This is a genomic window from Streptomyces sp. NPDC091281 (assembly GCF_044757425.1).
Lineage (GTDB): Bacteria > Actinomycetota > Actinomycetes > Streptomycetales > Streptomycetaceae > Streptomyces.
In genome coordinates this window covers 264,916-290,114 of sequence record NZ_JBIVUY010000001.1, presented here as the reverse complement: position 1 = coordinate 290,114, position 25,199 = coordinate 264,916, and the positions used below count along the sequence as shown (strand labels likewise).

20 protein-coding genes are annotated in these 25,199 nt (G+C 73.6%); 11 read left to right on the top strand and 9 right to left on the bottom strand.

Going from position 1 to position 25,199, the window contains the following annotated elements:
* Nucleotides 1–168: 168 nt before the first annotated feature.
* The gene (locus tag ACIQPQ_RS01315; protein ID WP_401298184.1) at nucleotides 169–633 is read right to left on the bottom strand and encodes an NUDIX hydrolase; all 465 of its coding nucleotides are present in this window, start codon (nucleotides 631–633) and stop codon (nucleotides 169–171) included.
* A 270-nt stretch (nucleotides 634–903) separates the two neighbouring features.
* On the opposite strand from ACIQPQ_RS01315, the gene ACIQPQ_RS01310 reads away from it, so the two are divergent.
* A complete protein-coding gene (locus tag ACIQPQ_RS01310) occupies nucleotides 904–4,209 on the top strand; it encodes a S8 family serine peptidase (RefSeq protein WP_401298182.1) in 3,306 nt (1,101 codons plus the stop codon).
* A 96-nt stretch (nucleotides 4,210–4,305) separates the two neighbouring features.
* On the opposite strand, the gene ACIQPQ_RS01305 is transcribed toward ACIQPQ_RS01310, so the two are convergent.
* Entirely contained in the window at nucleotides 4,306–5,139 is an 834-nt protein-coding gene (locus tag ACIQPQ_RS01305; protein ID WP_401298180.1) for a hypothetical protein, read from the bottom strand.
* 1 nt (nucleotide 5,140) lies between these two features.
* The gene (locus ACIQPQ_RS01300) at nucleotides 5,141–5,674 is read right to left on the bottom strand and encodes an RNA polymerase sigma factor (protein WP_401298177.1); all 534 of its coding nucleotides are present in this window, start codon (nucleotides 5,672–5,674) and stop codon (nucleotides 5,141–5,143) included.
* Nucleotides 5,675–5,995: 321 nt separating this feature from the next.
* Here ACIQPQ_RS01300 and ACIQPQ_RS01295 point away from each other — a divergent pair, with 321 nt between their 5' ends.
* Both ACIQPQ_RS01295 and ACIQPQ_RS01290 read left to right on the top strand, forming a co-directional pair.
* Nucleotides 5,996–7,012 (top strand): aspartate-semialdehyde dehydrogenase, encoded by a 1,017-nt coding sequence (locus ACIQPQ_RS01295; protein ID WP_401298175.1) that lies wholly within the window; start codon nucleotides 5,996–5,998, stop codon nucleotides 7,010–7,012.
* Nucleotides 7,013–7,221: 209 nt separating this feature from the next.
* Complete coding sequence (locus ACIQPQ_RS01290) at nucleotides 7,222–8,523, top strand: RNA polymerase subunit sigma-70 (protein WP_401298172.1); 1,302 nt, start codon at nucleotides 7,222–7,224, stop codon at nucleotides 8,521–8,523.
* A gap of 100 nt (nucleotides 8,524–8,623) precedes the next feature.
* Here the strand turns inward: ACIQPQ_RS01290 and pepN are convergent, their stop codons facing one another.
* Both pepN and ACIQPQ_RS01280 read right to left on the bottom strand, forming a co-directional pair.
* Nucleotides 8,624–11,191 (bottom strand): aminopeptidase N, encoded by a 2,568-nt coding sequence (gene pepN / locus ACIQPQ_RS01285; RefSeq protein ID WP_401298169.1) that lies wholly within the window; start codon nucleotides 11,189–11,191, stop codon nucleotides 8,624–8,626.
* Between the two features lie 15 nt (nucleotides 11,192–11,206).
* Nucleotides 11,207–12,193: an EamA family transporter gene (locus ACIQPQ_RS01280; RefSeq protein WP_401298166.1), complete on the bottom strand. Its 987-nt coding sequence runs from the start codon at nucleotides 12,191–12,193 to the stop codon at nucleotides 11,207–11,209.
* A 199-nt stretch (nucleotides 12,194–12,392) separates the two neighbouring features.
* On the opposite strand from ACIQPQ_RS01280, the gene ACIQPQ_RS01275 reads away from it, so the two are divergent.
* Nucleotides 12,393–12,911, top strand: a complete 519-nt coding sequence (locus ACIQPQ_RS01275) for a MarR family winged helix-turn-helix transcriptional regulator (protein ID WP_401298163.1) — start codon at nucleotides 12,393–12,395, stop codon at nucleotides 12,909–12,911.
* Between the two features lie 102 nt (nucleotides 12,912–13,013).
* On the opposite strand, the gene ACIQPQ_RS01270 is transcribed toward ACIQPQ_RS01275, so the two are convergent.
* The 4 genes from ACIQPQ_RS01270 to ACIQPQ_RS01255 all read right to left on the bottom strand — a co-directional run bounded on the left by ACIQPQ_RS01270 (nucleotide 13,014) and on the right by ACIQPQ_RS01255 (nucleotide 16,621).
* A complete protein-coding gene (locus tag ACIQPQ_RS01270) occupies nucleotides 13,014–13,298 on the bottom strand; it encodes a hypothetical protein (RefSeq protein WP_383767704.1) in 285 nt (94 codons plus the stop codon).
* Nucleotides 13,299–13,400: 102 nt separating this feature from the next.
* Nucleotides 13,401–15,503 (bottom strand): 4-alpha-glucanotransferase, encoded by a 2,103-nt coding sequence (gene malQ, locus ACIQPQ_RS01265; RefSeq protein WP_401298160.1) that lies wholly within the window; start codon nucleotides 15,501–15,503, stop codon nucleotides 13,401–13,403.
* Nucleotides 15,504–15,821 (bottom strand): hypothetical protein, encoded by a 318-nt coding sequence (locus ACIQPQ_RS01260; RefSeq protein WP_401298157.1) that lies wholly within the window; start codon nucleotides 15,819–15,821, stop codon nucleotides 15,504–15,506.
* 263 nt (nucleotides 15,822–16,084) lie between these two features.
* Complete coding sequence (locus ACIQPQ_RS01255) at nucleotides 16,085–16,621, bottom strand: HNH endonuclease (protein WP_383767712.1); 537 nt, start codon at nucleotides 16,619–16,621, stop codon at nucleotides 16,085–16,087.
* A 331-nt stretch (nucleotides 16,622–16,952) separates the two neighbouring features.
* On the opposite strand from ACIQPQ_RS01255, the gene ACIQPQ_RS01250 reads away from it, so the two are divergent.
* From ACIQPQ_RS01250 to ACIQPQ_RS01220, 7 genes are all read left to right on the top strand, one after another.
* Complete coding sequence (locus ACIQPQ_RS01250) at nucleotides 16,953–18,059, top strand: mechanosensitive ion channel family protein (protein ID WP_401298154.1); 1,107 nt, start codon at nucleotides 16,953–16,955, stop codon at nucleotides 18,057–18,059.
* Between the two features lie 221 nt (nucleotides 18,060–18,280).
* Nucleotides 18,281–19,543 (top strand): ROK family transcriptional regulator, encoded by a 1,263-nt coding sequence (locus ACIQPQ_RS01245; RefSeq protein WP_401298151.1) that lies wholly within the window; start codon nucleotides 18,281–18,283, stop codon nucleotides 19,541–19,543.
* Nucleotides 19,544–19,718: 175 nt separating this feature from the next.
* On the top strand, nucleotides 19,719–21,068 hold the full coding sequence (locus ACIQPQ_RS01240; protein ID WP_401298148.1) for an ABC transporter substrate-binding protein: 1,350 nt from the start codon (nucleotides 19,719–19,721) through the stop codon (nucleotides 21,066–21,068).
* A gap of 2 nt (nucleotides 21,069–21,070) precedes the next feature.
* Nucleotides 21,071–22,018, top strand: coding sequence for a carbohydrate ABC transporter permease (locus ACIQPQ_RS01235; protein WP_383767723.1), 948 nt, complete (start codon nucleotides 21,071–21,073; stop codon nucleotides 22,016–22,018).
* Nucleotides 22,015–22,926, top strand: coding sequence for a carbohydrate ABC transporter permease (locus ACIQPQ_RS01230; RefSeq protein WP_401298145.1), 912 nt, complete (start codon nucleotides 22,015–22,017; stop codon nucleotides 22,924–22,926). Before ACIQPQ_RS01235 ends, ACIQPQ_RS01230 begins: the two co-directional genes overlap by 4 nt.
* A 7-nt stretch (nucleotides 22,927–22,933) precedes the next feature.
* Nucleotides 22,934–24,199 (top strand): 6-phospho-beta-glucosidase, encoded by a 1,266-nt coding sequence (locus ACIQPQ_RS01225; RefSeq protein WP_401298143.1) that lies wholly within the window; start codon nucleotides 22,934–22,936, stop codon nucleotides 24,197–24,199.
* A complete protein-coding gene (locus ACIQPQ_RS01220; protein ID WP_401298140.1) occupies nucleotides 24,190–25,164 on the top strand; it encodes an N-acetylglucosamine kinase in 975 nt (324 codons plus the stop codon). The genes ACIQPQ_RS01225 and ACIQPQ_RS01220 overlap by 10 nt, the downstream gene beginning before the upstream one ends.
* Nucleotides 25,165–25,199 lie beyond the last annotated feature (35 nt).

Here is a 25,199-nt window from a genome sequence, read left to right as displayed (position 1 = left end):
TCACCCGGTGTTCATGTGCGGGGGTAGCGGGGGTGGTCGGTGGCGGGTGCGGTCGGTAGCGGGGGCGGTCGGCGCGGCCCCGGACGCACCGCGTGTCCGGCGCTGCCGGGCGTCCCGCGCTCAGCCCTGCCGGGCGTCCCGCGCTCAGCCCTGCCGGGCGTCCCGCGCTCAGCCCCGCCGGGCGTCCGCCGCCCGGCCCGACGGCGGGCGTTCCCGCCACAGCGTCAGGGCCGTGTCGACGAGGGGGATGCGGGTGAGGGCGGGGACCTCGGTGAGGGGGTGCCAGGCGGCCAGGTCGGTGGAGCCGCCCGTCTCGGGGCGCAGGTCGCCGCCGGCCACGCGGGCCTCGTAGAGGAGGCGGACGCCGTGGTGGTCGACGGGGCGGCGCAGGCCGCGGCGGGGGAAGGAGCGGCGGACGGAGTCCACGCCGAGCAGGCCGGTCACCTCGACCGTGTAGCCGGTCTCCTCGAACAGCTCCCGCACGACCGTGTCGTGGGGGTCCTCGCCGTGCTCCATGCCGCCGCCGGGCAGCACCCACTCGGGTGTGCCGTCGGGCGCCGGGGAGCGGGCCAGCAGGAGGTGTCCGTCGCGGACGCACACGGCGTAGGCCGCCACCCTCAAGTTCTCGCGCACAGCGCGACGTTAACCGTTCGTGGCCGCCGCGGCAGGCGGGTTTCGCGGGCGGCCGGACCGGTGACCGGCACCGGGCCGGGGGACATCCCCTGCGCAGGGTCCCGTAGAGGGTTTTCCCCATGGATTCATATCGATTGGGTCAACCCTCCCCAAACATCTGTCCCTTGGGCAAGGCTGTGCGATCGTCCGGGATCACATTCCGAACGATCGCGATCGGGCATGACCGGCCCGCTCGTGTGACGCTCGTTCCTTTACCAACAAGGGATGCCGATGACCCACACCCCCCAGCGCGAACCGATACCCGGCGCGAGACGCGCGGCACGCATAGCCGTCGCCGCGGGCCTGGTCGCCGCTCTGTCCGCGGCCGGTCCGATTCCCCTCGCCTTCTCCGCCGACCAGGCCCCCGCCGCCGACCCGGTCGTGAAGTCCGCTGCCGACAAGCTCGGTTCGGAGGACGCCGACCTCCTCGCCGACGCCAAGGCCTCCGGCGACAAGAACGTCACGCTGATGGTCGCCACCGCGCCGGGCGGCACCGAGCAGGTCGCCGACCAGCTCGACGCGGTCAAGGGCGGTTCCGTGGGCCGCACCTACGACAAGCTCGGCTACGTCCGCGCCACCGTCCCGACGGCCAAGGCCGACGCGGCCATCTCCGCCGCCGCCAAGCTGTCCTCGGTGCAGGCGATCGACCTGCGCAAGGAGATCGTCCTCGACGACCCGACGCCGGCCGCCGACACCGCGAAGGGCGCCAAGCACGGCGCCAGCGCGAAGACGTACCCCGCGCCGAGCCGGAAGACGCCGGCCGAGAACCCGTACAACCCGTCCTTCGAGACGGGCGCCGTCGACTTCGTGAAGAGCAACCCGAAGGCGGACGGCCGGGGCATCACCATCGGTGTCCTGGACTCGGGTGTGGACCTCGGGCACCCCGCCCTGCAGAAGACCACCACCGGCGAGCGCAAGATCGTCGACTGGGTCACCGCCACCGACCCGATCGTGGACGGCGACGGCAGCTGGCGCGCCATGACGAACTCCGTCGCGGGCCCCAGCTTCACCTACGGCGGCCGCACCTGGACCGCCCCCGCCGGGAACTACTCGGTCAACCTCTTCCGCGAGTCGGTCACCGCGGGCGGCGACGCCGCCGGTGACGTCAACCGCGACGGCGACACCACCGACGCCTGGGGCGTGCTGTACGACGCCGCCTCCGGCAAGGTCACCGTGGACGTCAACAACAACGGCGACTTCAGCGACGACACCGCGATGAAGCCGTACAAGGACGGCTACCAGATCGGCTGGTTCGGCACCGACGACCCGGCGACCGACGTCGCCGAGCGGCAGCCCTTCGTCGTGGAGATCCGCAAGGACGTCCCGATGGACCCGTACGGCGGGGACTGGGTCGGCAAGAAGGCCGACTTCGTCAACATCGGCCTCATCGCCAGCGAGCACGGCACCCACGTCGCGGGCATCACCGCCGCGCACGGCCTGTTCGGCGGCAAGATGAACGGCGCCGCCCCCGGCGCGAAGATCGTCTCCTCGCGCGCCTGCGTCTTCGGCCCCGGCTGCACCAACGTCGCGCTCACCGAGGGCATGATCGACCTCGTCGTCAACCGCGGCGTCGACATCGTCAACATGTCGATCGGCGGCCTGCCGGGCCTCAACGACGGCAACAACGCGCGCGCCGAGCTGTACACCCGCCTCATCGACACCTACGGCGTGCAGCTCGTCATCTCCGCGGGCAACGAGGGCCCCGGCGCCAACACCATCGGCGACCCCGGCCTGGCCGACAAGGTCATCTCGGTCGGCGCGGGCATCTCGAAGGAGACCTGGGCCGCCAACTACGGCTCGCAGGTGACGAAGAAGTACGCGCTGCTGCCCTTCTCCTCGCGCGGTCCGCGTGAGGACGGCGGCTTCACGCCGACCCTCGTCGCCCCCGGCGCCGCCATCAACACCACCCAGACCTGGCTGCCCGGCGGCCCGGTCAACGAGGCGGGCTACACCCTCCCGGCCGGCTACTCGATGCTCCAGGGCACCTCGATGGCCTCCCCGCAGGCCGCGGGCGCCTCGGCGCTGCTGCTGAGCGCCGCCAAGCAGCGCGGCATCGACCTGACGCCCGCGAACCTGCGGACGGCGCTCACCTCGACCGCCGACCACATCAAGGGCACCCAGGCCTACGAGGAGGGCGCCGGCGCGATCAACATCGTCGACGCCTGGAAGTCCATCAAGAAGGGCGCCACCGCCCACCAGTACACGGTGAAGGCCCCGGTCGACACCGCGCTCGACTTCGCGCTCAAGACGCCGGGCTTCGGCACCGGCATCTACGACCGTGAGGGCGGCCTGAAGGCGGGTCAGAAGAAGACCTACGACGTGACGCTCACCCGCACCACGGGCGCCGCGAAGGCCATCCGCCACGAGCTGCACCTGGAGAACAACGCGGCCGGCACCTTCCGCATCCTCGGCTCCGACGAGGTCAAGCTGGAGCTGAACAAGCCGGTCACCGTGAAGATCCAGGCGTCGCCGAAGTCCGCGGGCATCAAGAGCGCCCTGCTGGAGGTCGACGACCCGCGCACCGAGGGCATCGACACGCTGGTCCTCAACACGGTCGTCGTCTCGACCCCGGTCAAGCACACGTTCTCCGCGAAGAGCAGCGTCCAGCGCAACAGCTCGGAGCACTACTTCCTGACCGTGCCCGAGGGCGCCACCTCCTTCGAGGTCGCCATCGGCGGGCTGAAGGACAAGAGCCAGACCCGGTTCATCTCGATCCACCCGTACGGTGTCGCCGTCGAGGACAGCGCCACCACCAAGTGCTACAACAACTACCTCGACGGCAACGGCTGCCGCCCCGACGCCCGTTCGTACCAGAACCCGCAGCCGGGCGTCTGGGAGATCGAGGTCGAGTCGCGCCGCACCTCGCCGCTGCTCGACAACCCGTACAAGCTGGACGCCACCGTCTACGGCGCGTCCTTCGACCCGGCGACCGTGACCGTCCCCGAGGCCAAGGTCGGCACCCCGGCCCCCGTCTCCTGGAAGGTGACGAACAACTTCGCGCCGGTCGACGGCAAGCTCGTCGGCGGCCCGCTCGGTTCGTCGAAGGCGGCCCGGCCGACCATCCAGAACCACGAGAACCAGACCACCACGGTCGAGGTGCCCGCGGGCGCCAAGTCCCTGGACGTCTCCATCGGCGGCACCGCCGACACCGCGGCCGACCTCGACCTGACCGTGTACGACGCGGCCGGCAACCAGGTCGCGCAGCAGGCCGACGGCGACTCGGAGGAGGCGGTCTCCATCCCGTCGCCCGCCGCCGGTACGTACACCATCGAGGTCGCGGGCTACTCGGTCCCGTCGGGCTCGACCGCGTACGACTACCTGGACGTGTTCTTCTCGTCCTCGCTCGGCACGGTCGGCGTCGACGAGTCGACCCCGGTCAAGCTGGCCACGGGCGCCTCGACGACGGTCTCCGCGACCGTCACCGCGGCCGCCCCGGCGCCCGAGGGCCGGGCCTTCTTCGGCCAGGTCCAGCTGGTGAACGCGCGCGGCACCGTCGCGGGCCTCGGCAGCGTGGCGATCGAGAAGGTCACGCCGTGACGGCGTAGGCACGCGGAGGGGCGGGCGTCCGGTCGGGCGCCCGCCCCTTCCGCGTGTCCGGGCAGGTCCGGGCGTGTCCGGGTGCGCTCCCCCGCCTCACCCGCAGGGCACGTCCCGCGCCTGCGGCAGGGTCCGTGCCAGCTCCGCGCGGGCCCGGTCGACGTCGGACCGGCCCACCGCCAGGGCGTCGGCGGGGCCCGCCCCGCTCGGGAGGCCGACCAGGACGTGGTCGCCCGCCGCGAGCAGGGGGTCCATGCCGCTCTCCATGACGAAGGCGACCTCGGCACGGCCGTCCGTGGACGGCTTGTACGTACGGGTCACGCGCAACGTCACCGACCACCGGTCGCGGCCCGGCACCGGGTCCACGTGGGTCACGTCCCCCTCGACCACCAGCCGGGCGCAGGCCAGATAGCCGGGGTCGGCGAACGCGGAGTCCGCGGTGGCCCCGGCGCCGGCGTCCGAGTCGGCCTTCTGATCGGCGGAACTCTCCACCCCGCTGCCCGCGCCTCCGCCGCTGTGGGCGACCAGCCAGGCACCGCCGACGAACAGCGACCCGGCGGCGGCCACCCCGGCCACGCCCAGCACGACCGCCCGGAAGCGGCTGCGGGAGCGGCGGGCGGGGAGCGGGACGAAGAGATCCCGCGCGGGCGCGGATGCGGGTGCGGGTTCCGGTACGGGTGGCTCGGTCAGGGCGTCGGCGATCAGGCCGAGCTGCTCGCGCAGGACGGCCAGGTCGGCGGCGGCGGCCCGGTGGGCGGCGCGCTGCGCGGGATCGGCCCGCCGGGCCCCGGACAGGGGCTCGCCGAGGAGGGCGGCCATCAGGGCGTCGGGCTCGCCGTCGCCGTACCGGCATGCGTCATCGTGTGCGGGGTCAGGTGCGGGGTCGTACTTGGGTGCGTGTTCGCGGTCGTGTTCGCGGTCGGCGGTCACGTCACACCACCTCGTCCTCGTGCAGGCGGGCGCGCAGCGCCCGGACCGCCGTGTGCAGGCGGCTCTTGACGGTGCCCTCGGGGACGCCCAGCTCCTCGGCTATCGAGCGCACCGGCAGGTCGGCGTAGAACCGCAGGACGACCACCTGCCGCTGGGCGTCGGGCAGGTCGTCCAGCCCCCGCGCGACGGCGAGGGAGAGCACGCTGCTGTCCTCCCCCGAGGGGTGCGCGTGCTGGCGCAGCGAGGCGAGCCGCTCACCGAGCCGCTCCTGGCGGCGCCTGGCCCGGTGCCAGTCCATGGCGAGATTCGAGGCGACGACCGCCGCCCACGCCGACACGTCCCGCGGCGCCTCGTGGCCCCGAGCGGCCCGCTCCAGCAGCCGCAGGCGGACCTGCTGCACCCCGTCCGGCAGGTCCGCCTGCGCCACCCCGCCCAGCGCGAGCACCGCCCGCACCCGGCGTTCCTGGGCCGCGTCGAGGGGGTCACCGTGCCCGGTGTCCTCCCCCGCCCCGCAGCGCCCCCGTCTCCGCAGCACCGGCACCTCTCCCTCCCCGCGTCCCTCCTACGACGCCGGGACACGTGGAAACGTTCGCCGCGGGGACGGACTTTCTCCACGGAGGCGTACGTCACACCGTCGCGTGAGGGCAGCACAGCTTGCGGTGCGGGTGGGGTGCCGGGCGAATTCCTGCACCTCGGGGGCGGTGCGGGCGGACATTTCCGGAACCGGTCGGGCGGTGGTGGTGTCCCTGTCCGGGGGTGCGGCACCCGGCGGACGCAAAGGATTGGACAGGCGGACCTGGGTCAGCCGCATGATGGAAAGGCCGCACACATGCAGGAAAGCCCAGAAGGAGTCACCGTGAGGGTCGGAATCGTCGGAGCCACCGGTCAGGTCGGCACGGTCATGCGCAGGATCCTCACGGAGCGGAACTTCCCGGTCACGGAGCTGCGGCTGTTCGCCTCGGCCCGGTCGGCGGGCTCGGTGCTGGACGGCGTGACGGTGGAGGACGCGGCGACCGCCGACTACTCCGGCCTGGACATCGTGCTGTTCTCGGCGGGCGGCGCGACCTCGCGGGCGCTGGCCGAGAAGGTCGCCGCGCAGGGCGCCGTCGTGATCGACAACTCCTCCGCCTGGCGCAAGGACCCCGAGGTCCCCCTCGTCGTCTCCGAGGTGAACCCGCACGCGATCGCGGACCGCCCCAAGGGCATCATCGCCAACCCGAACTGCACGACGATGGCCGCGATGCCGGTGCTGCGCCCCCTGCACGCCGAGGCGGGCCTGGAGGCGCTGGTGGTCGCCACCTACCAGGCGGTGTCCGGCTCGGGTGTCGCGGGCGTCGCCGAGCTGCACGGGCAGGCGCAGAAGGTCGTCGCGGACGCCGAGAAGCTGACGCACGACGGGCAGGCCGTCGACTTCCCGGAGCCGCGGGTCTACCAGCGGCCGATCGCCTTCAACGTGGTCCCCCTCGCGGGCTCCGTCGTCGACGACGGGCTGAACGAGACCGACGAGGAGCAGAAGCTCCGCCACGAGTCCCGCAAGATCCTGGAGATCCCGGACCTCAAGGTGTCCGGCACCTGTGTGCGGGTGCCGGTGTTCTCCGGGCACTCCCTCCAGGTCAACGCCCGCTTCGCCCGCCCGATCAGCGCCGCCCGCGCGACCGAGCTGCTGGGCGAGGCGCCGGGTGTCGTCCTCACCGACATCCCGACCCCGCTCCAGGCGGCCGGCCAGGACCCCTCCTTCGTGGGCCGCATCCGCGAGGACGAGACGGTGGAGCACGGCCTCGCCCTGTTCGTCTCCAACGACAACCTCCGCAAGGGCGCGGCCCTGAACGCGGTGCAGATCGCGGAACTGGTCGCCGACGAACTGCGCGGCTGACCCGGCGGGCGGGACCCGTCGTACGGGACGGCCCGGTCGTGGCGTGGCGCGCCGCGGCCGGGCCGTCGCGCGTCCGGGTTTCGGGCGGGGGGACGACGGACAGCCGGAAGGGGAATTCCTGGCCACGGCACGGATCATGACAACTCCGTCTTCGTGGGTCTGCGGCGCGGTGATCCGGCGTACGGTCGTCTCGGTCTCAACTTCCGGAGGTGCCCGTGGTCTCGGCCGCCGCAGCGTCCTGTCCCGACCAGGGGCCCCCGCCGCCCGACCGGCCCGCCGGTCACGACCGGGAGGCGGTGAGCGCGGCGCGGCTCGCCGAGGAGATAGGCAGGCTCGCCACGGAAGTGACGGCCCGTCAACTGTCGGCCACGGAGCCCTCGGTGGCGGAGCTGGCGGCGGCGGTGGAGCGGCTGGGCCGGATGGTCCGTACGGCGCGGGACACGGCGGCGGACGACGAGGAGGAGTACGGCGGTCCCGTCCCGGAGGCCGCGCGGGTGGCGCCCACGGCGGTGACGGCGGGCGGACTCCCCTGCGACGGGCTGGCGTTCGCCGCGCTGACCGAGCCGCACCGGCGGGCGGTCCGGGCGCACTGCTACCGGATGACCGGCTCCTGGGACGACGCCGAGGACCTGGTGCGGGAGACGTTCCTGCGGGCCTGGCGGGCCCGGGACACCTTCACGGGCGGGGAGTTGGGCGCCTGGCTGTACCGGATGGCTACGGCCGCCTGCCTGGACCTCCAGCGCCGTACCGCGCGCCGCCCGCACGCCTACGACGCGCTGCCCGGCTTCGGCCGGGGCTCCGGTGAGGCACCGACGCGGGTGGCCTGGCTCCAGCCGTACCCGGACGCCGAACTCCCGCCCGACGACGGCGCGTTCGAGGTGGGGGACGGCGGGGAGGCGACCGGGGAGGGCGTGGTGCCGCGCGGTCCGCTGGGGCTGGCCGCGGTCGTGGCGCTCCAGCAACTCCCGCCCCGGCAAAGGGCCGCGCTGCTGCTGCGGGACGTGCTGGCGCTGTCGCCCGCGCGGACCGCCGAGGCGCTGGACATGACGCCGGACGCGCTGGAGAGCGCGCTGCTGCGGGCCCGGCCCGCGCTGCGCGCGCTGCTGCCGGACGGCGTCCCGGGACCGGCCTCCGGCGGGGACGCGGTGCTGGCCCGCTACACGGCCGCCGCCGAGGCGGGCGACCTCGCGGCGCTGGGCGGGCTGCTCGCCGAGGACGTCCTGCTGACGGCGCCGCCGAACCGCTGGTGGTGCGCGGGCCGGGAGGCGGTCCTCGCCTTCCTCCGCCCGGCCCTGGACCCGGCGTCCCCCGCCTACCCCGGCCACCGTCTGCACCGCCCCACCCGCGCCAACGGGCGGCCCGCCGCCGGGATCTACGTCCGCCGCACCGGTACCGCCGTGCACCGCGCGGAGGCCTTCGTCGTGCTGAGCGTGGCGGACGACCGCGTCACCCGCATCACGTCCTTCGAGCCGCACCTGCTTCCGGCCTTCGGCCTGCCGCCCCGCCTGTGAACCGTCCCCGCACGGCCCCCCGGCACGCGTGAGGGGCGCCCGGCCGGAACCGGGCGCCCCTCACGTCACCGCGTGCCGCGTGCCGCGTACGACGGGGCGCCTAGCGCGCGTCCGCCGCCTGGGCGCGCAGGGCGCGCTCCACGCCGGAACGGGCCTCGGCGACCAGGCGCCGCAGGGCCGCGTTGGGCTCGGCGGAGGTCAGCCAGGCGTCCGTCTTGCGGAGGGTCTCCTCGGAGACCTGGAGCGCCGGGTAGAGGCCGACCGCGATCTGCTGGGCGATCTCGTGCGAGCGCGCGTCCCAGACGCCCTTCAGGGCGTCGAAGTAGCGGTCCGTGTACGCCGCGAGCAGCTCGCGCTGGTCGGTCTGCACGAAGCCGCCGATGACGGCCTCCTGGACGGCGTTGGGCAGCTTGTCGGACTCGACGACCTGCGCCCAGGCCTCCTCCTTCGCCTCCTCCGTGGGGCGGGCGGCGCGGGCGGTCGCCGCGTGCCGCTCCCCCGCGGCGGTGCGGTCGCGCTCGTACTCGGCGGCGATCTCCGCCTCGTCGAAGCGGCCGACCGCGGCGAGCCGCTGCACGAACGACCAGCGCAGCTCGGTGTCGACGGCGAGGCCCTCGACGGTCTGCGAGCCGTCCAGCAGCGCCTCCAGCAGGTCGAGCTGCTCGGGGGTGCGGGCGGTGGCCGCGAAGGCGCGCGCCCAGGCCAGCTGGTGGTCGCCGCCCGCCTCGGCGGACCGCAGATGGGCGAGGGTGGCGTCGGTCCAGCGGGTGAGCAGGGCCTCGCGGGCGGTGGGGTCGGCGTACAGGTCGAGGGCGAGCTTGACCTGGCGGTGCAGCGACTGCACGACGCCGATGTCGGACTCCTTGCCGATGCCGGACAGCACCAGCGACAGGTAGTCGCGGGTGGGGAGTTCGGCGTCGCGGGTCATGTCCCAGGCCGAGGCCCAGCACAGCGCGCGCGGCAGGGACTCCGCGAAGTCGCCGAGGTGGTCGGTGACGAAGGCGAGCGAGGCGGGGTCGAGGCGGACCTTGGCGTACGACAGGTCGTCGTCGTTGAGGAGGACGACGGCCGGGCGGGGCTTGCCGGTGAGCTGCGGTACGGCGGTCAGCTCGCCGTCCACGTCCAGCTCGACGCGCTCGCCGCGCACCAGGCGGCCGTCGGCGTCGAGGTCGTAGAAGCCGACGGCGATGCGGTGCGGGCGCAGGGTGGGCTCGCCCTTGGCGCCCGCGGGCAGCGCGGGGGCCTCCTGGCGGACCGCGAAGCCGGTGATGACGCCCTGCTCGTCGGTCTCGATCTCGGGGCGCAGGACGTTGATGCCGGCGGTCTCCAGCCACGCCTTCGACCAGGCCTTCAGATCACGGCCGGAGGTCCGCTCCAGGGCGCCGAGGAGGTCGGAGAGGCGGGTGTTGCCGAAGGCGTGGGCCTTGAAGTAGGCCTGGACGCCCTGGAAGAACGCGTCGATGCCGACGTAGGCGACGAGCTGCTTGAGGACGGAGGCGCCCTTGGCGTAGGTGATGCCGTCGAAGTTGACCAGGACGTCGTCGAGGTCGTTGATCTCCGCCATGATCGGGTGCGTGGAGGGCAGCTGGTCCTGCCGGTAGGCCCACGTCTTCATGGAGTTGGCGAAGGTGGTCCAGGAGTGCGGCCAGCGGCTGCCGGGGGCGTAGGCCTGGCAGGCGATGGAGGTGTAGGTGGCGAACGACTCGTTGAGCCAGAGGTCGTTCCACCACTCCATGGTGACCAGGTCGCCGAACCACATGTGGGCCAGCTCGTGCAGGATCGTCTCGGCACGCAGCTCGTACGCGGCGTCCGTCACCTTGGAGCGGAAGACGTACTGGTCGCGGATGGTGACCGCGCCCGCGTTCTCCATGGCGCCCGCGTTGAACTCGGGGACGAAGAGCTGGTCGTACTTCTCGAACGGGTACGCGTAGTCGAACTTCTCCTGGAACCAGTCGAAGCCCTGGCGGGTGACCTCGAAGATGGCGTCGGAGTCGAGGTGTTCGGCGAGCGAGGGACGGCAGTAGATGCCGAGCGGGACGCTCTGCCCGTCCTTCTCGTAGACGCTGTGCACGGAGTGGTACGGGCCGACGATGAGCGCGGTGATGTACGTGGAGATCCGCGGGGTCGGCGCGAACTCCCAGACGTCGTCCTTGGGTTCGGGCGTCGGGGAGTTGGAGATCACGGTCCAGCCGGACGGGGCCTTCACCCGGAACGCGAAGGTGGCCTTGAGGTCGGGCTGCTCGAAGGAGGCGAAGACGCGGCGGGCGTCGGGCACCTCGAACTGCGTGTAGAGGTAGGCCTGTTCGTCGACTGGGTCGACGAACCGGTGCAGGCCCTCACCGGTGTTGGTGTAGGCGCAGTCGGCGACGACGCGCAGGACGTTGCGGCCGTCGAGCAGGCCGGGCAGCGCGATCCGGGAGTCGGCGAAGACCTCGGCCGGGTCGAGGGCGTCGCCGTTGAGGGTCACCTCGTGGACGGTGGGCGCGACCAGGTCGATGAAGGACGCGGCGCCCTTCTCCGCGACGTCGAAGCGCACCGTGGTCACGGACCGGTAGGTGCCGCCCTCGCCCTGCGCTCCGGAGAGGTCGAGATCGATCTCGTACGAGTCAACGGTGAGCAGCTTCGCCCGCTGCCGCGCCTCTTCGCGAGTCAGGTTTGTGCCAGGCACGCGGTCATCTCCTCGTTATGGGTGGGTTGCGCCATCCTTCCACGGGAGTGCGGCGCGGGGCGACGACGTTCCGGCGCGCCCGCGCCCGGCGGCGACCGGCACGGCGGCGGGGGTGACGGCGGGCCCGGCCGGGGGCGCGGTGGCCGCCGGGCGGCGGCCGGGGAGCTGTCCGGCGACGGTGGCGCCGAACGCCAGTGCCATGCCGAGAAGTTGCACGGCGGTGAGGCCCTGGCCGAGGGCGGCCCAGCCGACGACGGCGGCGGTGAGCGGGGAGAGCGGGGCGAGGAAGGTGACCTGGGTGGCGCTGAGGCGGGCGATGCCGCGGAACCAGAGCCAGTAGGCGACGGCGGTCCCGGCGAGCGTCAGGTAGAGGTATCCGGCGACGGCGCGGGCGTCCAGGGCGGGCGGGGCGCCCTCGGCGAGCAGGGCGAGCGGCGCGACGAGCAGGCCGCCCGCGGTGAGCTGCCAGGCGGCCAGGGCGAGCGGGCCGGTCCCGGCGGGGCTGCCCCACCGCTTGGTGAGGACGATCCCGGTGGACATGGAGACGGTGGAGGCGAGCGCCGCCAGCAGGCCGACGGTGTCCAGCGCCCCGGCCGCCCGCAGCACGACCAGGCCGACCCCGGCCACGGCCGCGACCCCGGTGAGCAGGGTGCGGACGGTGGGGCGGCGGCCCAGCAGCGGCACGGAGAGCCCGGCGACGACCAGGGGGCCGACGGAGCCGACGACGGCCGCGGTGCCGCCGGGGAGGCGGTAGGCGGCGAGGAACAGCAGCGGGAAGAAGGCGCCGATGTTGAGGGCGCCCAGCACGGCCGCCTTCCCCCACCAGATCCCGCGCGGCAGCTTCCTGGCCACGGCGAGCAGCAGCAGCCCGGCGGCCAGGGCCCGTACCAGCGCGGTGAAGAGGGGGCGGCCGGGCGGGAGGAGTTCGGTGGTGACGTAGTAGGTGGTGCCCCAGGAGACGGGGGCGACGGCGGTGAGCAGGACGGTCGCGGTCCGGTTCATGTCCGGCACCCCTCTCACGGGCGGCTGCGGCGGTACGGCCCGGCAGCGCTCTGGCTCGGTCGTCATTAGCTTAGCGCTAAGCTACTTGCAGTCAAGTCACTTGCCGTCGATTCACTGTCCGCCGATCCACTGGCTGCCGACCCACTGGCCATCGACCCGCTTTCTTGCGGGCGACCGGACGGGCCCGGATACTCCCCGCATGAGTACTGAGCAGCAGCGGGGTCCGGCCGACCCGGTGGACACGATCGCCGGACAGTGGTCGGCGGTCCGCCCCGACCTCGACACCGCCCCGATGGAGATCTTCGGCCGCGTCTTCCGGCTCTCCCGCGCGATGGGCGACCGCATCGAGAAGGCGTACGCCCCGCTCGGCATCGCGCGCGGCGAGTTCGACGTCCTGGCCACCCTGCGCCGTACGGGCGAGCCCTACACGCTCTCCCCGCGCGAACTGTCGGCCACGCTGATGCTCACCACCGGCGGGATGACCGGCCGCCTCGACAAGCTGGAGCGGGCCGGGCTGCTGCGCCGCTCACCCGACCCGCACGACCGCCGGGGCCTGCGGGTCACCCTCACCGAGGAGGGGCTGGACCTGGTCGACCGGGCCGTCGGGCTCGGCCTCGCCGTCGAGGCGGAGGCGCTCACCGCCGCGCTGGACCCCGAACGGGCCGCCGTCCTGGCCGACCTGCTGCGCGAACTGCTCCGGACGACGGAACAGCGCTGAGCGGCCCGGCGCACGGCGGAGGGCGCCGCCCCCGGAACCGTACGACGCGTACGCGTACGGCTCTGGAGACGGCGCCCTCGGACGGTGCGCTGGGGACGGGGGTCAGGCCTTGGCGGCGGGCGCCTCGCCCTTCACCACGATGTTGGAGGAGGTGGGGTCGTGCCGGTCCTTGGAGCGGTCCAGGACCCACACCAGACCGGCGATGACCGCGAAGATCACGATCGGGGCCACCACGAAGAGGCCCAGCGTCTCGATGACGCTCAGGCCCGGACCGGGGTCGTCACCGTCGTCGCGGGTCAGCGCGAGCGCGGGGGACGACATGAGCAGCATCATCAGCGTCGTACCGGCGGCCAGGGCGCCGGCGCGCAGGGCGTTCTTCTTGTCCACGGTGCCAAGTTAGCGAACGCCGTCCCGAGCCGCGCGTCCGGGGTGCCGTACGGCACCCCCGCGCGGCCCGGCACGGCCCCCGCCGGGCGTGGCCCCCCGGTGTCAGGACCCGTCCGCCGCCGCCTCCGGCGCGGGACCCCCGTCCGCCCGCAGCACCTCCAGCAGCGCGTGCACCCGGGGGGAGGACGCCAGGTCCTCCAGGGTGACGGGGCGGCCGTCCGGGTCGGCGATCGGGAGGCGCCAGTTGGGGTACTGGTCCCAGGTGCCGGGGAGGTTCTGCGGGCGGCGGTCGCCGACTCCGTCGGGGAGCCAGACGCCGACCATGCGGGCCGGGGTGCGCAGCAGGAAGCGGTGGACGGCCTGGATCTCGGCCTCCTCCGAGGAGGTGTCCCCGCCGCCGCCCGCGCCGTGCAGCAGACCGAGCCGGGTCAGCACCTCCAGCCACTCCCCCGTGTCGGCGGCGGCCTCCGCGCGTTCCTCGGCGAGCGGGCGGGTCAGCAGGCCCAGCCGGTCGCGGAGTCCGACGTGCTCGCCGGTGAGGCGGGCGGCGGTGGACGGCAGGTCGTGGGTGGTGGCGGTGGCCAGGCAGTCGGAGCGCCAGGCGTCCGGGGGCAGCGGGCGGCCGTCGCCGTCCCAGTCCCGCTCGAACCAGAGCACGGACGTGCCGAGCACGCCGCGCTCGCGCAGCGCCTCCCGCACGCCGGGCTCGACGGTGCCGAGGTCCTCCCCGATCACCACCGCCCCGGCGCGGGAGGCCTCCAGGACCAGCACCGCGAGCATGGCCTCGGCGTCGTAGCGGACGTAGGTGCCCTCGGTGGGCGGTTCGCCCTGGGGGACCCACCAGAGGCGGAACAGGCCCATGACGTGGTCGATGCGCAGGGCGCCCGTGTGGCGGAACAGGGCGCGCAGCAGGTGCCGGTAGGGGGCGTAGCCGGACGCGGCGAGCCGGTCGGGGCGCCAGGGCGGCAGGCCCCAGTCCTGGCCGCGCGCGTTGAAGGCGTCCGGGGGCGCGCCGACCGACATCCCGGCGGCGAAGTACTCCTGCTGCGCCCAGGCGTCGGCGCCGCCGGGGTGCACGCCGACGGCGAGGTCGTGGACGATCCCGACGGCCATGCCCGCCTCGCGGGCGGCGCGCTGGGCGGCGGTGAGCTGGGTGTCGGTGAGCCAGGCCAGCCGGGAGTGGAGGTCGACCCGGTCCATGAGGGCGGAGCGGGCGCGGGCGGTCCCGGCGGAGCGCGGGTCGCGCAGCGGCTCGGGCCAGGTGTGCCAGTCGGGGCCGTGCACCTCGGCGAGGGCGTACCAGGTGGCGTGGTCCTCCAGGGACCGGCCCTCGCGGGCGAGGAAGTCGCAGTAGGCGGCGCGGCGGCCGGGTCCGAGGGGGACGGCGGCGACCAGTTCCAGCGCCTCGCGCTTGAGTTCCCAGACGGCGTCGCGGTCGATGAGGGCGCCCTTGTCGAGGACGGTGTCGCGCAGCAGGGCGGCCCGCTCCAGGAGGCTCCGCATCCGGGCGGGGTCGTCGACGTACGCGAACTCGGGGACGTCCTCCACCCGCAGGTGGACGGGGTCGGGGAAGCGGCGCGAGGAGGGCCGGTAGGGGGAGGGGTCGGTGGGGGCGCCGGGGACGGCCGCGTGCAGGGGGTTGACCTGGACGAACCCGGCGCCGAGGGTGCGTCCGGCCCAGGCGGTCAGCTCGGCGAGGTCGCCGAGGTCGCCCATGCCCCAGGAGCGGCGGGAGAGCAGGGAGTAGAGCTGGACGAGGAGGCCCCAGCAGCGGGTGTCGGGGGCGGGCAGCCGGGGCGGCGCGACGACGAGGTGGGCGCGGCCGGTGCGGCCGTCGGGGGTGGTGGCGGTGAGGGTGTGGACGCCGGGCGGGAGTCCCTCGGCGGAGGTACGGGTCTCGCCCTGCTCGGTCTCCACCCGCAGGCGGGTGCCGTCGGGGAGCGCGGCCAGCGCCTCGGGCGCGGGTTCGCCGGTCCAGCCGACGAGGGTGGGCGGCAGCAGTCGTGCGGCCCGTTCGCGGTCCGCGGCGGCGAGGGCGGCGCGGGTGGCCTCCGGGGTGGCCGCGTCGACGCCGAGGGCGGCGAGGGCGCGGGTGACGGCGGTGCGGGAGGCCTCGACCACGCGGTCCGGGGAGGGGTTGTAGGAGACGGCCACCCCGTGCAGCGCGGCGAGCCGGGTCAGGTCCTCGTCGAGGGGTGCGGTCATCTACGGCCTCACGAGGTCGGCGTCCGCGGCGGCGGGGGCACCGGAGTCCGGGCCGACGGGCCCGTCCGGGGCGTCCGGCGCGTCCACGGCGTCCAGCGGGGCCTCGCTGGTCAGCGGGGACTCCCCGGTGAGCGGGGGCTCGCTGGTCAGGGGCTCGGTGTCGGGCAGCGGGGGCTCGCTGGTGAGCGGGGCCTCGGCGTGGGCGCCCTCCGCGCTGAACGCGGCCGGGCGGGGCCGGGGCAGCCGGGCGGACGGGGCGGCGGACGGGGCCGGGCGTTCGGACGGGGCCGGGGGCAGGGGGCGTGCGGGTGCGGCCACGGTGACCTCCTCGGGGTCGGGGGCGGCGTCGCCGTACGGGTCGCGGGCGGCGCCGGCGGGGGGGCGGGCGGACTACCGCAGCCCTACCCCGTGGGCGCGGCGGCAGACGTCCGGACGGGGGAGAACGCGCATCTCGTCACATTTGCCACCCGAACATACCGCCCGTCTCCATGACGGATCGTCCCGAAGGGCGCGGTCCGGGCGGGGCTCAGCACGGAGCGCCCCGTGGCGCCGGGCCACGGGGCATGCAAAAGCCCGGATCGTCAGGCGGAGATGCCGTCGATCCGGGCCAGGGCGTCGTCCGCGCCGTACGGCTGCAAGTACGGCAGCCAGCGCGGGTCCCTGTGGCCCGTCCCGATGATGCGCCAGGCCAGGCCGGAGGGCGGAGCGGGTTTGTGGCGCAGCCGCCAGCCGATCTCGACGAGGTGGCGGTCGGCCTTGACGTGGTTGCAGCGACGGCAGGACGCCACGACGTTGTCCCAGACGTGCTTGCCCCCGCGGCTGCGCGGGATGACGTGGTCGACGCTGGTTGCGACGCCACCGCAGTACATGCACCGGCCCCCGTCGCGCGCGAAGAGCGCCCTGCGGGTGAGCGGAACGGGGCCGCGGTAGGGAACCCGGACGAACCGCTTGAGCCGGACCACGCTGGGTGCGGGGAGTGTGACGGTCGCGCTGTGCAGGAAGGCGCCGGATTCCTCCAGGGAGACCGCTTTGTTCTCCAGGACGAGGACGAGCGCGCGGCGGAGCGGTACGACGCCGAGGGGCTCGTACGACGCGTTGAGGACCAGGACATGCGGCACGGATGCCTCCTTGGGCGTCGGCGGCGCGTGGCTCGCGCCGGGACGATCTGAGGTCAGTCTCCCCTCCGGCCCGCCCCGCGCGCCACCATGTGCCGGTAACGGGCCGGGAGTGTTTTCGACCACACGTCACCGCTCCCGCGCAGGACGGGCGGCGCGTCGCGGGTGAGGCCCGTCTCTCGGGGGGCCGATCCGGGCCGGGGCCGCGCGCTGCCCCGTTAGTGTGGTGATTCCGCTCCTCCGGTGACCTTTTCGTGACCTTGGAGATCATGACGATCTCTCCGACCTGACCGCCCGTGCCGGAGCCGCGGTGCAGCACCTGGAGGTACCTGCCGTGTCCCTGTCCGCCGTCCTACGGGCCGACGGCCCCTCGCCGTCGCCGTCGCCGGTCCCCTCGGACTCCCCCACCGCCGTGACGGTCCCGTCGCTCCAGGACGCCCAGGAGAGCGCGACCAACGCCGCGAGCTGGGTCGAGCAGAACTGGTCGACGTGGCTCGCGATCGGCCTCAGGGTGCTGCTGATCCTGGTGATCGCGGCGATCCTGCGGGTGGTGGTGCGGCGGGCGATCACCAAGCTGATAGACCGGATGAACCGCACCGTGCAGGCGGTCGACGGCACGGCCCTCGGCGGGCTGCTGGTGAACGTGGAGCGGCGCCGCCAGCGTTCGCAGGCGATCGGCTCGGTGCTGCGCTCGGTGGCGAGCTTCCTGATCCTGGGCACCGCCGGGCTGATGATCCTCGGCACCTTCGAGATCAACCTGGCCCCGCTGCTGGCCTCCGCGGGCGTCGCGGGCGTCGCGATCGGCTTCGGCGCCCGCAACCTGGTCACCGACTTCCTCTCCGGCGTCTTCATGATCCTGGAGGACCAGTACGGCGTCGGCGACCAGATCGACGCGGGCGTGGCCGCCGGCGAGGTCATCGAGGTCGGCCTGCGCGTGACCAAGCTGCGCGGCGACAACGGCGAGATCTGGTACGTCCGCAACGGCGAGGTGAAGCGGATCGGGAACCTCTCCCAGGGCTGGGCGACGGCCGGGGTCGACGTGGTGGTCAAGCCCACCGAGGACCTGGACAAGGTCAAGCGGACCGTCGGCGCGGTCGCGGAGCGGATGAGCAAGGAGGAGCCCTGGAACGAGCTGCTCTGGGGTCCGATCGAGGTGCTGGGCCTGGACAGCGTGCTGCTGGACTCGATGATCGTGCGGGTCTCCGCGAAGACCATGCCGGGCAAGGCCCTCACGGTCGAGCGCGAGCTGCGCTGGCGCATCAAGCAGGCCTTCGACGAGGCCGACATCGACATCGTGGGCGGCCCGCCGATCCCGGTGGGCCCCGAGGAACCGGCCGACCCGACGGCGGGCATGGCGGCGCCGTCCGTCTACGCCAACACCGGCTCCCCGCAGTCGGCGGCGGCCTCGCCCCTCACCCCGCCCGCGGGCCCCGCCAAGTAACGGCCGCCCTCCCGACCCCGCCCGCATCCGCCCCCGCAGGTAACGACTCCGTTGCCGCGGGGGCGGATTCGTTCTCCCTCCCTTGACGCCTCCGCGCCGCCCGGCCTACCGTCCTGCCACCGAACAGGAAACTTTCCTAACAGTGGTGGCGGGCGAGACCACGTGGACTTCCCTCCGCGATCACTGAGAAGCTGGGCGGCTGAGAGGCAGGTGCAGACCCCATGGCAGGAACCGCCGGTACGCCGGGCACCCCGCGCGTCCTGCGCGCCATGAACGACCGGGCGGCCCTGGACCTGCTGCTGGCGCACGGACCCCTCTCGCGCACCCGCATCGGCAAGCTCACCGGCCTCTCCAAGCCGACCGCCTCCCAGCTGCTGGCCCGGCTGGAGGCGGCGGGCCTGGTCCTGGCCACCGGCACCACCGAGGGCCGCCCCGGCCCCAACGCCCAGCTCTACGGCGTGAATCCGGCGGCCGGTCACGCGGCCGGCCTGGACGTCACCCCGGAGCGCATCCTCGCCGCCGTCGCCGACCTCACCGGCCGCACCGTCGGCACGTACGAGCTGCCCACCCCCGGCCGCACCCCGGCCGGAGGCGTCGTCCGGCAGGTCACCGAGGCGCTGGACGGCGCGGTCAAGGCCGCCGGACTCACCCGCGCCGAGGTGCGGCGGCTGGTCGTCGCCACCCCGGGCGCCTTCGACCCCACCACCGGACGGCTGCGCTACGCCTCCCACCTCCCCGGCTGGCACACCCCCGCACTCCTCGACGACCTCGCGGCGGCGCTGCCGATGCCGGTCGAGTACGAGAACGACGTCAACCTGGTCGCCGTCGCCGAACAGCGGCTCGGCGCGGCCCGCGGCCACGAGGACTTCGTCCTGCTGTGGAACGAGGGCGGACTCGGCGCCGCCCTCGTCCTCGGCGGGCGGCTGCACCGGGGCTGGACCGGCGGCGCGGGCGAGGTCGGCTTCCTGCCCGTGCCGGGCGCGCCCCTGGTCCGGCAGGTCGCCAAGGCCAACAGCGGCGGCTACCAGGAACTCGCCGGCTCCCAGGCGCTGCCCCGGCTCGCCCGCGACCTCGGCGTCCCCGACCTGCCGACCGGGCCGTACGCCGAGGTCGCCGCCGCCCTCGTGGCCCGCGCGGCGGCCGAGGCGGAGGCCCGCCGGGACAGCGGCGGCGGCGACGGCACGGGGGACGGTGGTGACGGCGGCCCGCTCGCGGAGCTGCTGCGCACCTACGCCACCCGGCTGGCCACCGGTCTGGCCTCCCTGGTCGCCGTCCTCGACCCCGAACTCGTCGTCCTCAGCGGCGCCTCGCTGACCGCGGGCGGTGAGGTGCTGCGCGCCCTGGTCCAGGCCGAGCTGGCGGAGCTGGCCGCGCCCCGGCCCCGGCTGGTCGTCGGCGACGTCACCGAACGGCCCGTCCTGCGCGGCGCGTTGGAGAGCGCGCTGGCCGCCACCCGCGACGAGGTCTTCGACACCTCGCGCTGACCCGCCACCCGAACCCGCCCGCACCGGCCCCACCCCCGCACCGCCCGACCGCGACACCCGCACCGCACCACCCCGTACGGCCCGGTACGGCCCCACCCGTACCGCGCCGCCCGTCACCGCACCGCCCGTTCCCCACCCCGTACCTCGCCCCGTCCCATGCCCGGGAGGCTCCGCCATGCCCACACGCACGTCCACGCTCGCCCGGAAAGCGGCTTTCGCCCTGACCGCGTCCCTGTCCCTGGCTCTGTTCGCCACCGCCTGTACCGGCCAGGCCTCCTCCGGCGCGGAGGACGACCCGTCGAAGGAGACCACCCTCACCTTCTGGCACGCCTGGAGCGCGCCCGGTGAGGTGAAGGCCGTCAAGGACCTGGTCGCCGGGTTCGAGAAGACGCACCCCACCATCCATGTGAACGTCGTCGGCAACATGACCGACGACAAGATCAACCAGGCGCTGCGCGCGGGCGGTTCGAAGGCGCCCGACGTCATCTCGTCGTTCACCACCAACAACGTCGGCAAGTTCTGCTCCTCGGGCGCGCTGATCGACCTCAACCCGTTCTTCAAGAAGTCCGGTGTCGACCCGGAGACGACCTTCCCGAAGGCGATGAACGAGTACACCCAGTTCGACGGCGACCGGTGCGCGGTCCCGCTGCTCGGCGACGCGTACGGCCTCTACTACAACAAGACCGCGTTCGAGAAGGCGGGCGTCACCGCGCCGCCGAAGACCTGGTCGGAGTTCGAGGCGGTCGCCAAGAAGCTGACGATCGCCGACGGCGACTCGTACAAGCAGCTCGGGTTCATGCCGAACTACCACGGCTGGGAGACCACCACCGAGCACTACCTCGGCCAGTTCTCCCCCACCTACTTCGGTGAGGACGGCAAGTCCACGCTTGCCACCGACCCCGCCGTGCAGGCCGGGTTCACCCTCCAGAAGAAGCTGGTCGACTCGCTCGGCGGCTTCCAGAAGCTGGAGAAGTACCGGGCCGGGCTGGGCGACGAGTGGGGCCCCAAGCACCCCTTCCACACCGGCCAGGTGGCGATGCAGCTCGACGGCGAGTGGCGGCTCGGGATGGCGCTGGAGGCGAAGCCGGACTTCGAGATCGGCGTCGCCCCGCTGCCCGTCCCCGACGACCGGGCCGACCAGTACGGCAAGGGCTACATCACCGGCACCATCGCCGGGATCGCCGCGACCAGCAAGAAGCAGAACGCGGCCTGGGAGCTGGTGAAGTACATGACCACCGACACCGACGCGGTGGTCGGCTTCTCCAACGCCATCCACAACGTGCCGTCCACGCTGGCCGCCCTCAAGTCCCCGAAGCTGAAGTACGACCCGCGCTTCAAGACCTTCCTGGACATCGCCGCCGACCCGAACTCGACGACCTCCCCGGCCTCGGTCAACGGTGGCGTCTACCTGACGACGATCCAGCAGCTCGGCTACGACTACGAGAGCGGACGGCTCAAGGACCTGAAGGCGGGCCTGAAGAAGGCCGCCGGACAGATCGACACGGACATCGCGCAGGCCAAGTAACCGTGAGCACGTACACGTTGAGGGCGAAGCGCCGCCGGGCGGCGCTCCGCACCACCGCCTTCCTGTCGCCGTGGCTGATCGGCTTCGCGGTCTTCTTCGCCTACCCGCTGCTGTCCACCGTCTACTTCTCCTTCATGCACTACGACGGCTTCAAGCCGCCGACCTGGACCGGCACGAAGAACTGGTCCTACGTCTTCGCCCACTACCCCTACTTCTGGCCCGCCCTGCGCAACACCCTGTGGCTGGTCCTGGTGATGGTCACCCTGCGGGTCGTCTTCGGCCTCGGCGTCGGCCTGCTCATCACGAAGATCAAGACGGGTACGGGCGTCTTCCGCACCCTGTTCTACCTGCCCTACCTGGCCCCGCCGGTCGCCGCCACCATGGCGTTCGCGTTCCTGCTCAACCCCGGCACCGGGCCCGTCAACTCGATCCTGGAGGGCATCGGCCTCCCGGCGCCCGGCTGGTTCAACGACCCCGCCTGGTCCAAGCCCGCCCTCACCCTGCTCGCCCTGTGGGGCGTCGGCGACCTCATGGTCATCTTCATGGCGGCCCTCCTCGACGTCCCGAAGGAGCAGTACGAGGCGGCCGGACTCGACGGCGCCTCCGCCTGGCAGCGGTTCCGGTACGTGACCCTGCCGAACATCTCGCCCATCGTGATGTTCGCCGTGGTCACCGGGGTCATCCAGACCATGCAGTACTACACGCAGCCGCTGATCGCCGGGAAGGTCGCCTCCGGCGTCATCCAGGGCGCCGGCACCTCCTTCGAGCCCGGCTACCCGGACAAGTCGACGCTCACCCTCCCCCAGCTCGTCTACAACCTCGGCTTCCAGCGCTTCGACTACGGCTCGGCCTGTGTGGTGGCGCTGGTCCTCTTCGCCCTGTCGATGGCGTTCACCGCGTTGCTGATGCGGCGCCGGGGCGGGCTCATCCAGGCAGGTGACCACGTATGACCCGACTCCTGGACCGGCCCGGCCGGACCCCGGCCCCGCCCGCCGCGCCCGCCGCCGCCCCCGACGCCGCGCGCACCGCCCGCCGCCGCGCCCTGCTGGAGTGGATCGCAGTGCACTCCCTCGGCGTGGCCGCCGCCCTCTTCTTCGTGCTGCCCTTCGTGTTCGTCCTGCTCACCTCCCTGATGAGCGACTCCCAGGCCCTCAGCCGCGACCTGATCCCCGACACCTGGGAGTGGGACAACTACCGCCGCGTGTTCGACACCCCCGGCTTCCTCACCTGGTGGAAGAACACCCTCATCTACGCCGGACTCGGCACCGTCCTCACCGTGGTGTCCTCGGTCCCGGTGGCCTACGCGCTCGCCAAGTTCCGCTTCCGCGGCCGCAATCTGACCCTGATGCTGGTCATCTCGATGATGATGCTGCCGCCCCAGGTCGTCGTCATCCCGATGTACCTGTTCTGGGCCAAGCAGCTCGACCTGTCGGGCTCCCTGTGGCCGCTGATCGTCCCCATGGCCTTCGGCGACGCCTTCTCCATCTTCCTGCTGCGCCAGTTCCTCACCACGATCCCCGACGAGTACGTGGACGCGGCCAAGGTCGACGGCTGCGGCGAACTGCGCACCCTGCTGCGGGTGGTGATCCCGATGGCCAAGCCCGGCATCGCGGCCGTCGCCCTGTTCCAGTTCTTCTACGCCTGGAACGACTACTTCGGTCCGCAGATCTACGCCTCCGAGAACCCCGGCGCGTGGACACTGAGTTACGGACTGGAGTCCTTCAAGGGCGCGCACCACACCGACTGGAACCTCACCATGGCCGCCACCGTGCTGGTCATGGCCCCGGTGATCCTCGTGTTCTTCTTCGCGCAGAAGGCGTTCGTCGAGGGCGTCACCCTGACCGGAGTGAAGGGTTGAACCTCGTATGAAACTCACCGTGGTCGGCGGAGGCTCGACCTACACGCCCGAACTGATCGACGGGTTCGCCCGGTTGCGCGACACCCTGCCCATCGAGGAACTGGTCCTCGTCGACCCGGCGGCCGACCGGCTGGAGCTGGTCGGCGGCCTCGCCCGCCGTATCTTCGCCGCCCAGGGACACCCCGGCCGGATCGTCACCACCGCCGACCTCGACGCCGGGGTAGACGGCGCCGACGCGGTCCTGCTCCAGCTGCGCGTCGGCGGCCAGGCCGCCCGCGCCCAGGACGAGACCTGGCCCCTGGAGTGCGGCTGCGTCGGCCAGGAGACCACCGGCGCGGGCGGCCTCGCCAAGGCGCTGCGCACCGTGCCCGTCGTCCTCGACATCGCCGACCGGGTCCGGCGCGCCAACCCCCGCGCCTGGATCATCGACTTCACCAACCCGGTCGGCATCGTCACCCGCGCCCTGCTCGGCGCCGGGCACCGGGCGGTCGGCCTGTGCAACGTGGCGATCGGCCTCCAGCGGAAGTTCGCCGCGCTGCTCGGCGTGGCGCCCTCCGGCGTCCACCTCGACCACATCGGGCTCAACCACCTCACCTGGGAGACCGGCGTCCGGCTCGGCGGGCCCGGCGGCGAGGACGTACTGCCCAAGCTGCTCGCGGAGCACGGCGGGACGATCGCCGCCGACCTGCGGCTGCCCCGCCCGCTCCTGGACCGCCTCGGCGTCGTCCCGTCGTACTACCTGCGCTACTACTACGCCCACGACGAGGTGGTGGACGAACTGCGCACCAAGCCGTCCCGCGCCGCCGAAGTGGCCGCGATGGAAGCCGAGTTGCTGCGGATGTACGCCGACCCGGCGCTCCACGAGAAGCCTGGGCTGCTCGCGAAGCGCGGCGGCGCCTTCTACTCCGAGGCCGCCGTCGACCTGGCCGCCGCCCTGCTCACCGGCTCCGGCAGCCCGTACCAGGTCGTCAACACCCTCAACAACGGCACGCTGCCGTTCCTCCCGGACGACGCCGTGGTGGAGGTGCAGGCCGCGGTCGGCCCCCAGGGCCCCGTCCCGCTGCCGGTGGCCGCCGTGGACCCCCTCTACGCGGGCCTCACCGCGCACGTCACCGCCTACGAGGACCTGGCCCTGGACGCGGCCCTGCGCGGCGGCCGGGACCGCGTCTTCCGGGCGCTCCTCGCGCACCCCCTCGTCGGCCAGTACGCCTACGCCGAGACCCTCACCGACCGACTGATCGCACACAACCGGGAGCACCTCGCGTGGGCCTGACGGCAACTGTCCTCGCCATCGACGCGGGCAACAGCAAGACCGACGTCGCCGTGGTCACGGCGGACGGCAAGGTCCTCGGCACCGCGCGCGGCGGCGGGTTCCGCCCGCCCGCGGTCGGCGTCGGCCCGGCGGTCGACGCCCTCGCGGAGGCCGTCACGCGCGCGTACGACACGGCGGGCGTCACCGCGGTCACCCATGTGTCGGCCTGCCTCGCCAACGCCGACCTGCCCGTCGAGGAGGAGCAGCTCGCCGCCGCGCTGCACGCGCGCGCGTGGGGCGACACCGTCGAGGTCCGCAACGACACCTTCGCGATCCTGCGCGCGGGCGTCGCCGAACCCCGCGGCGTGGCCGTGGTGTGCGGGGCGGGCATCAACTGCGTCGGCATGCGCCCCGACGGCCGCACCGCCCGCTTCCCCGCGCTCGGCCGCGTCTCCGGCGACTGGGGCGGCGGCTGGGGGCTGGCCGAGGAGGCGCTGTGGCACGCGGCGCGCGCGGAGGACGGCCGGGGCGCCCCCACCGCCCTCGCCCGCACCCTGCCCGCCCACTTCGGGCTGCCCACCATGTACGCCCTCATCGAGGCGCTGCACCTGGAGCGCGTCCCGCACGAGCGCCGCCACGAACTGACCCCGGTGCTCTTCGCGACGGCCGCGGACGGCGACGGCGTCGCGCGCGCCGTCGTGGAGCACCTGGCCGACGAGGTCGTCACCATGGCGACGGTCGCCCTGACCCGCCTCGACCTGCTCACCGAGGAGACCCCCGTCCTGCTCGGCGGCGGCGTCCTGACGGCCGGTCACCCCCTGCTGGACGACGGCGTACGGCGGCTGCTGGCGGCCCGCGCCCCGAAGGCCGTGCCCGCGGTGGTCCGCGAACGCCCGGTCCTCGGCGCCGCCCTCCTCGGCCTCGACCTGCTGGACGCGGGCCCCGAGGCGCAGAAGGAGGTGCGGGCGTACTTCGGGGCGGGATGAGAAGCGCGGTACGGGTGCGCGGAGGACGGGACGCG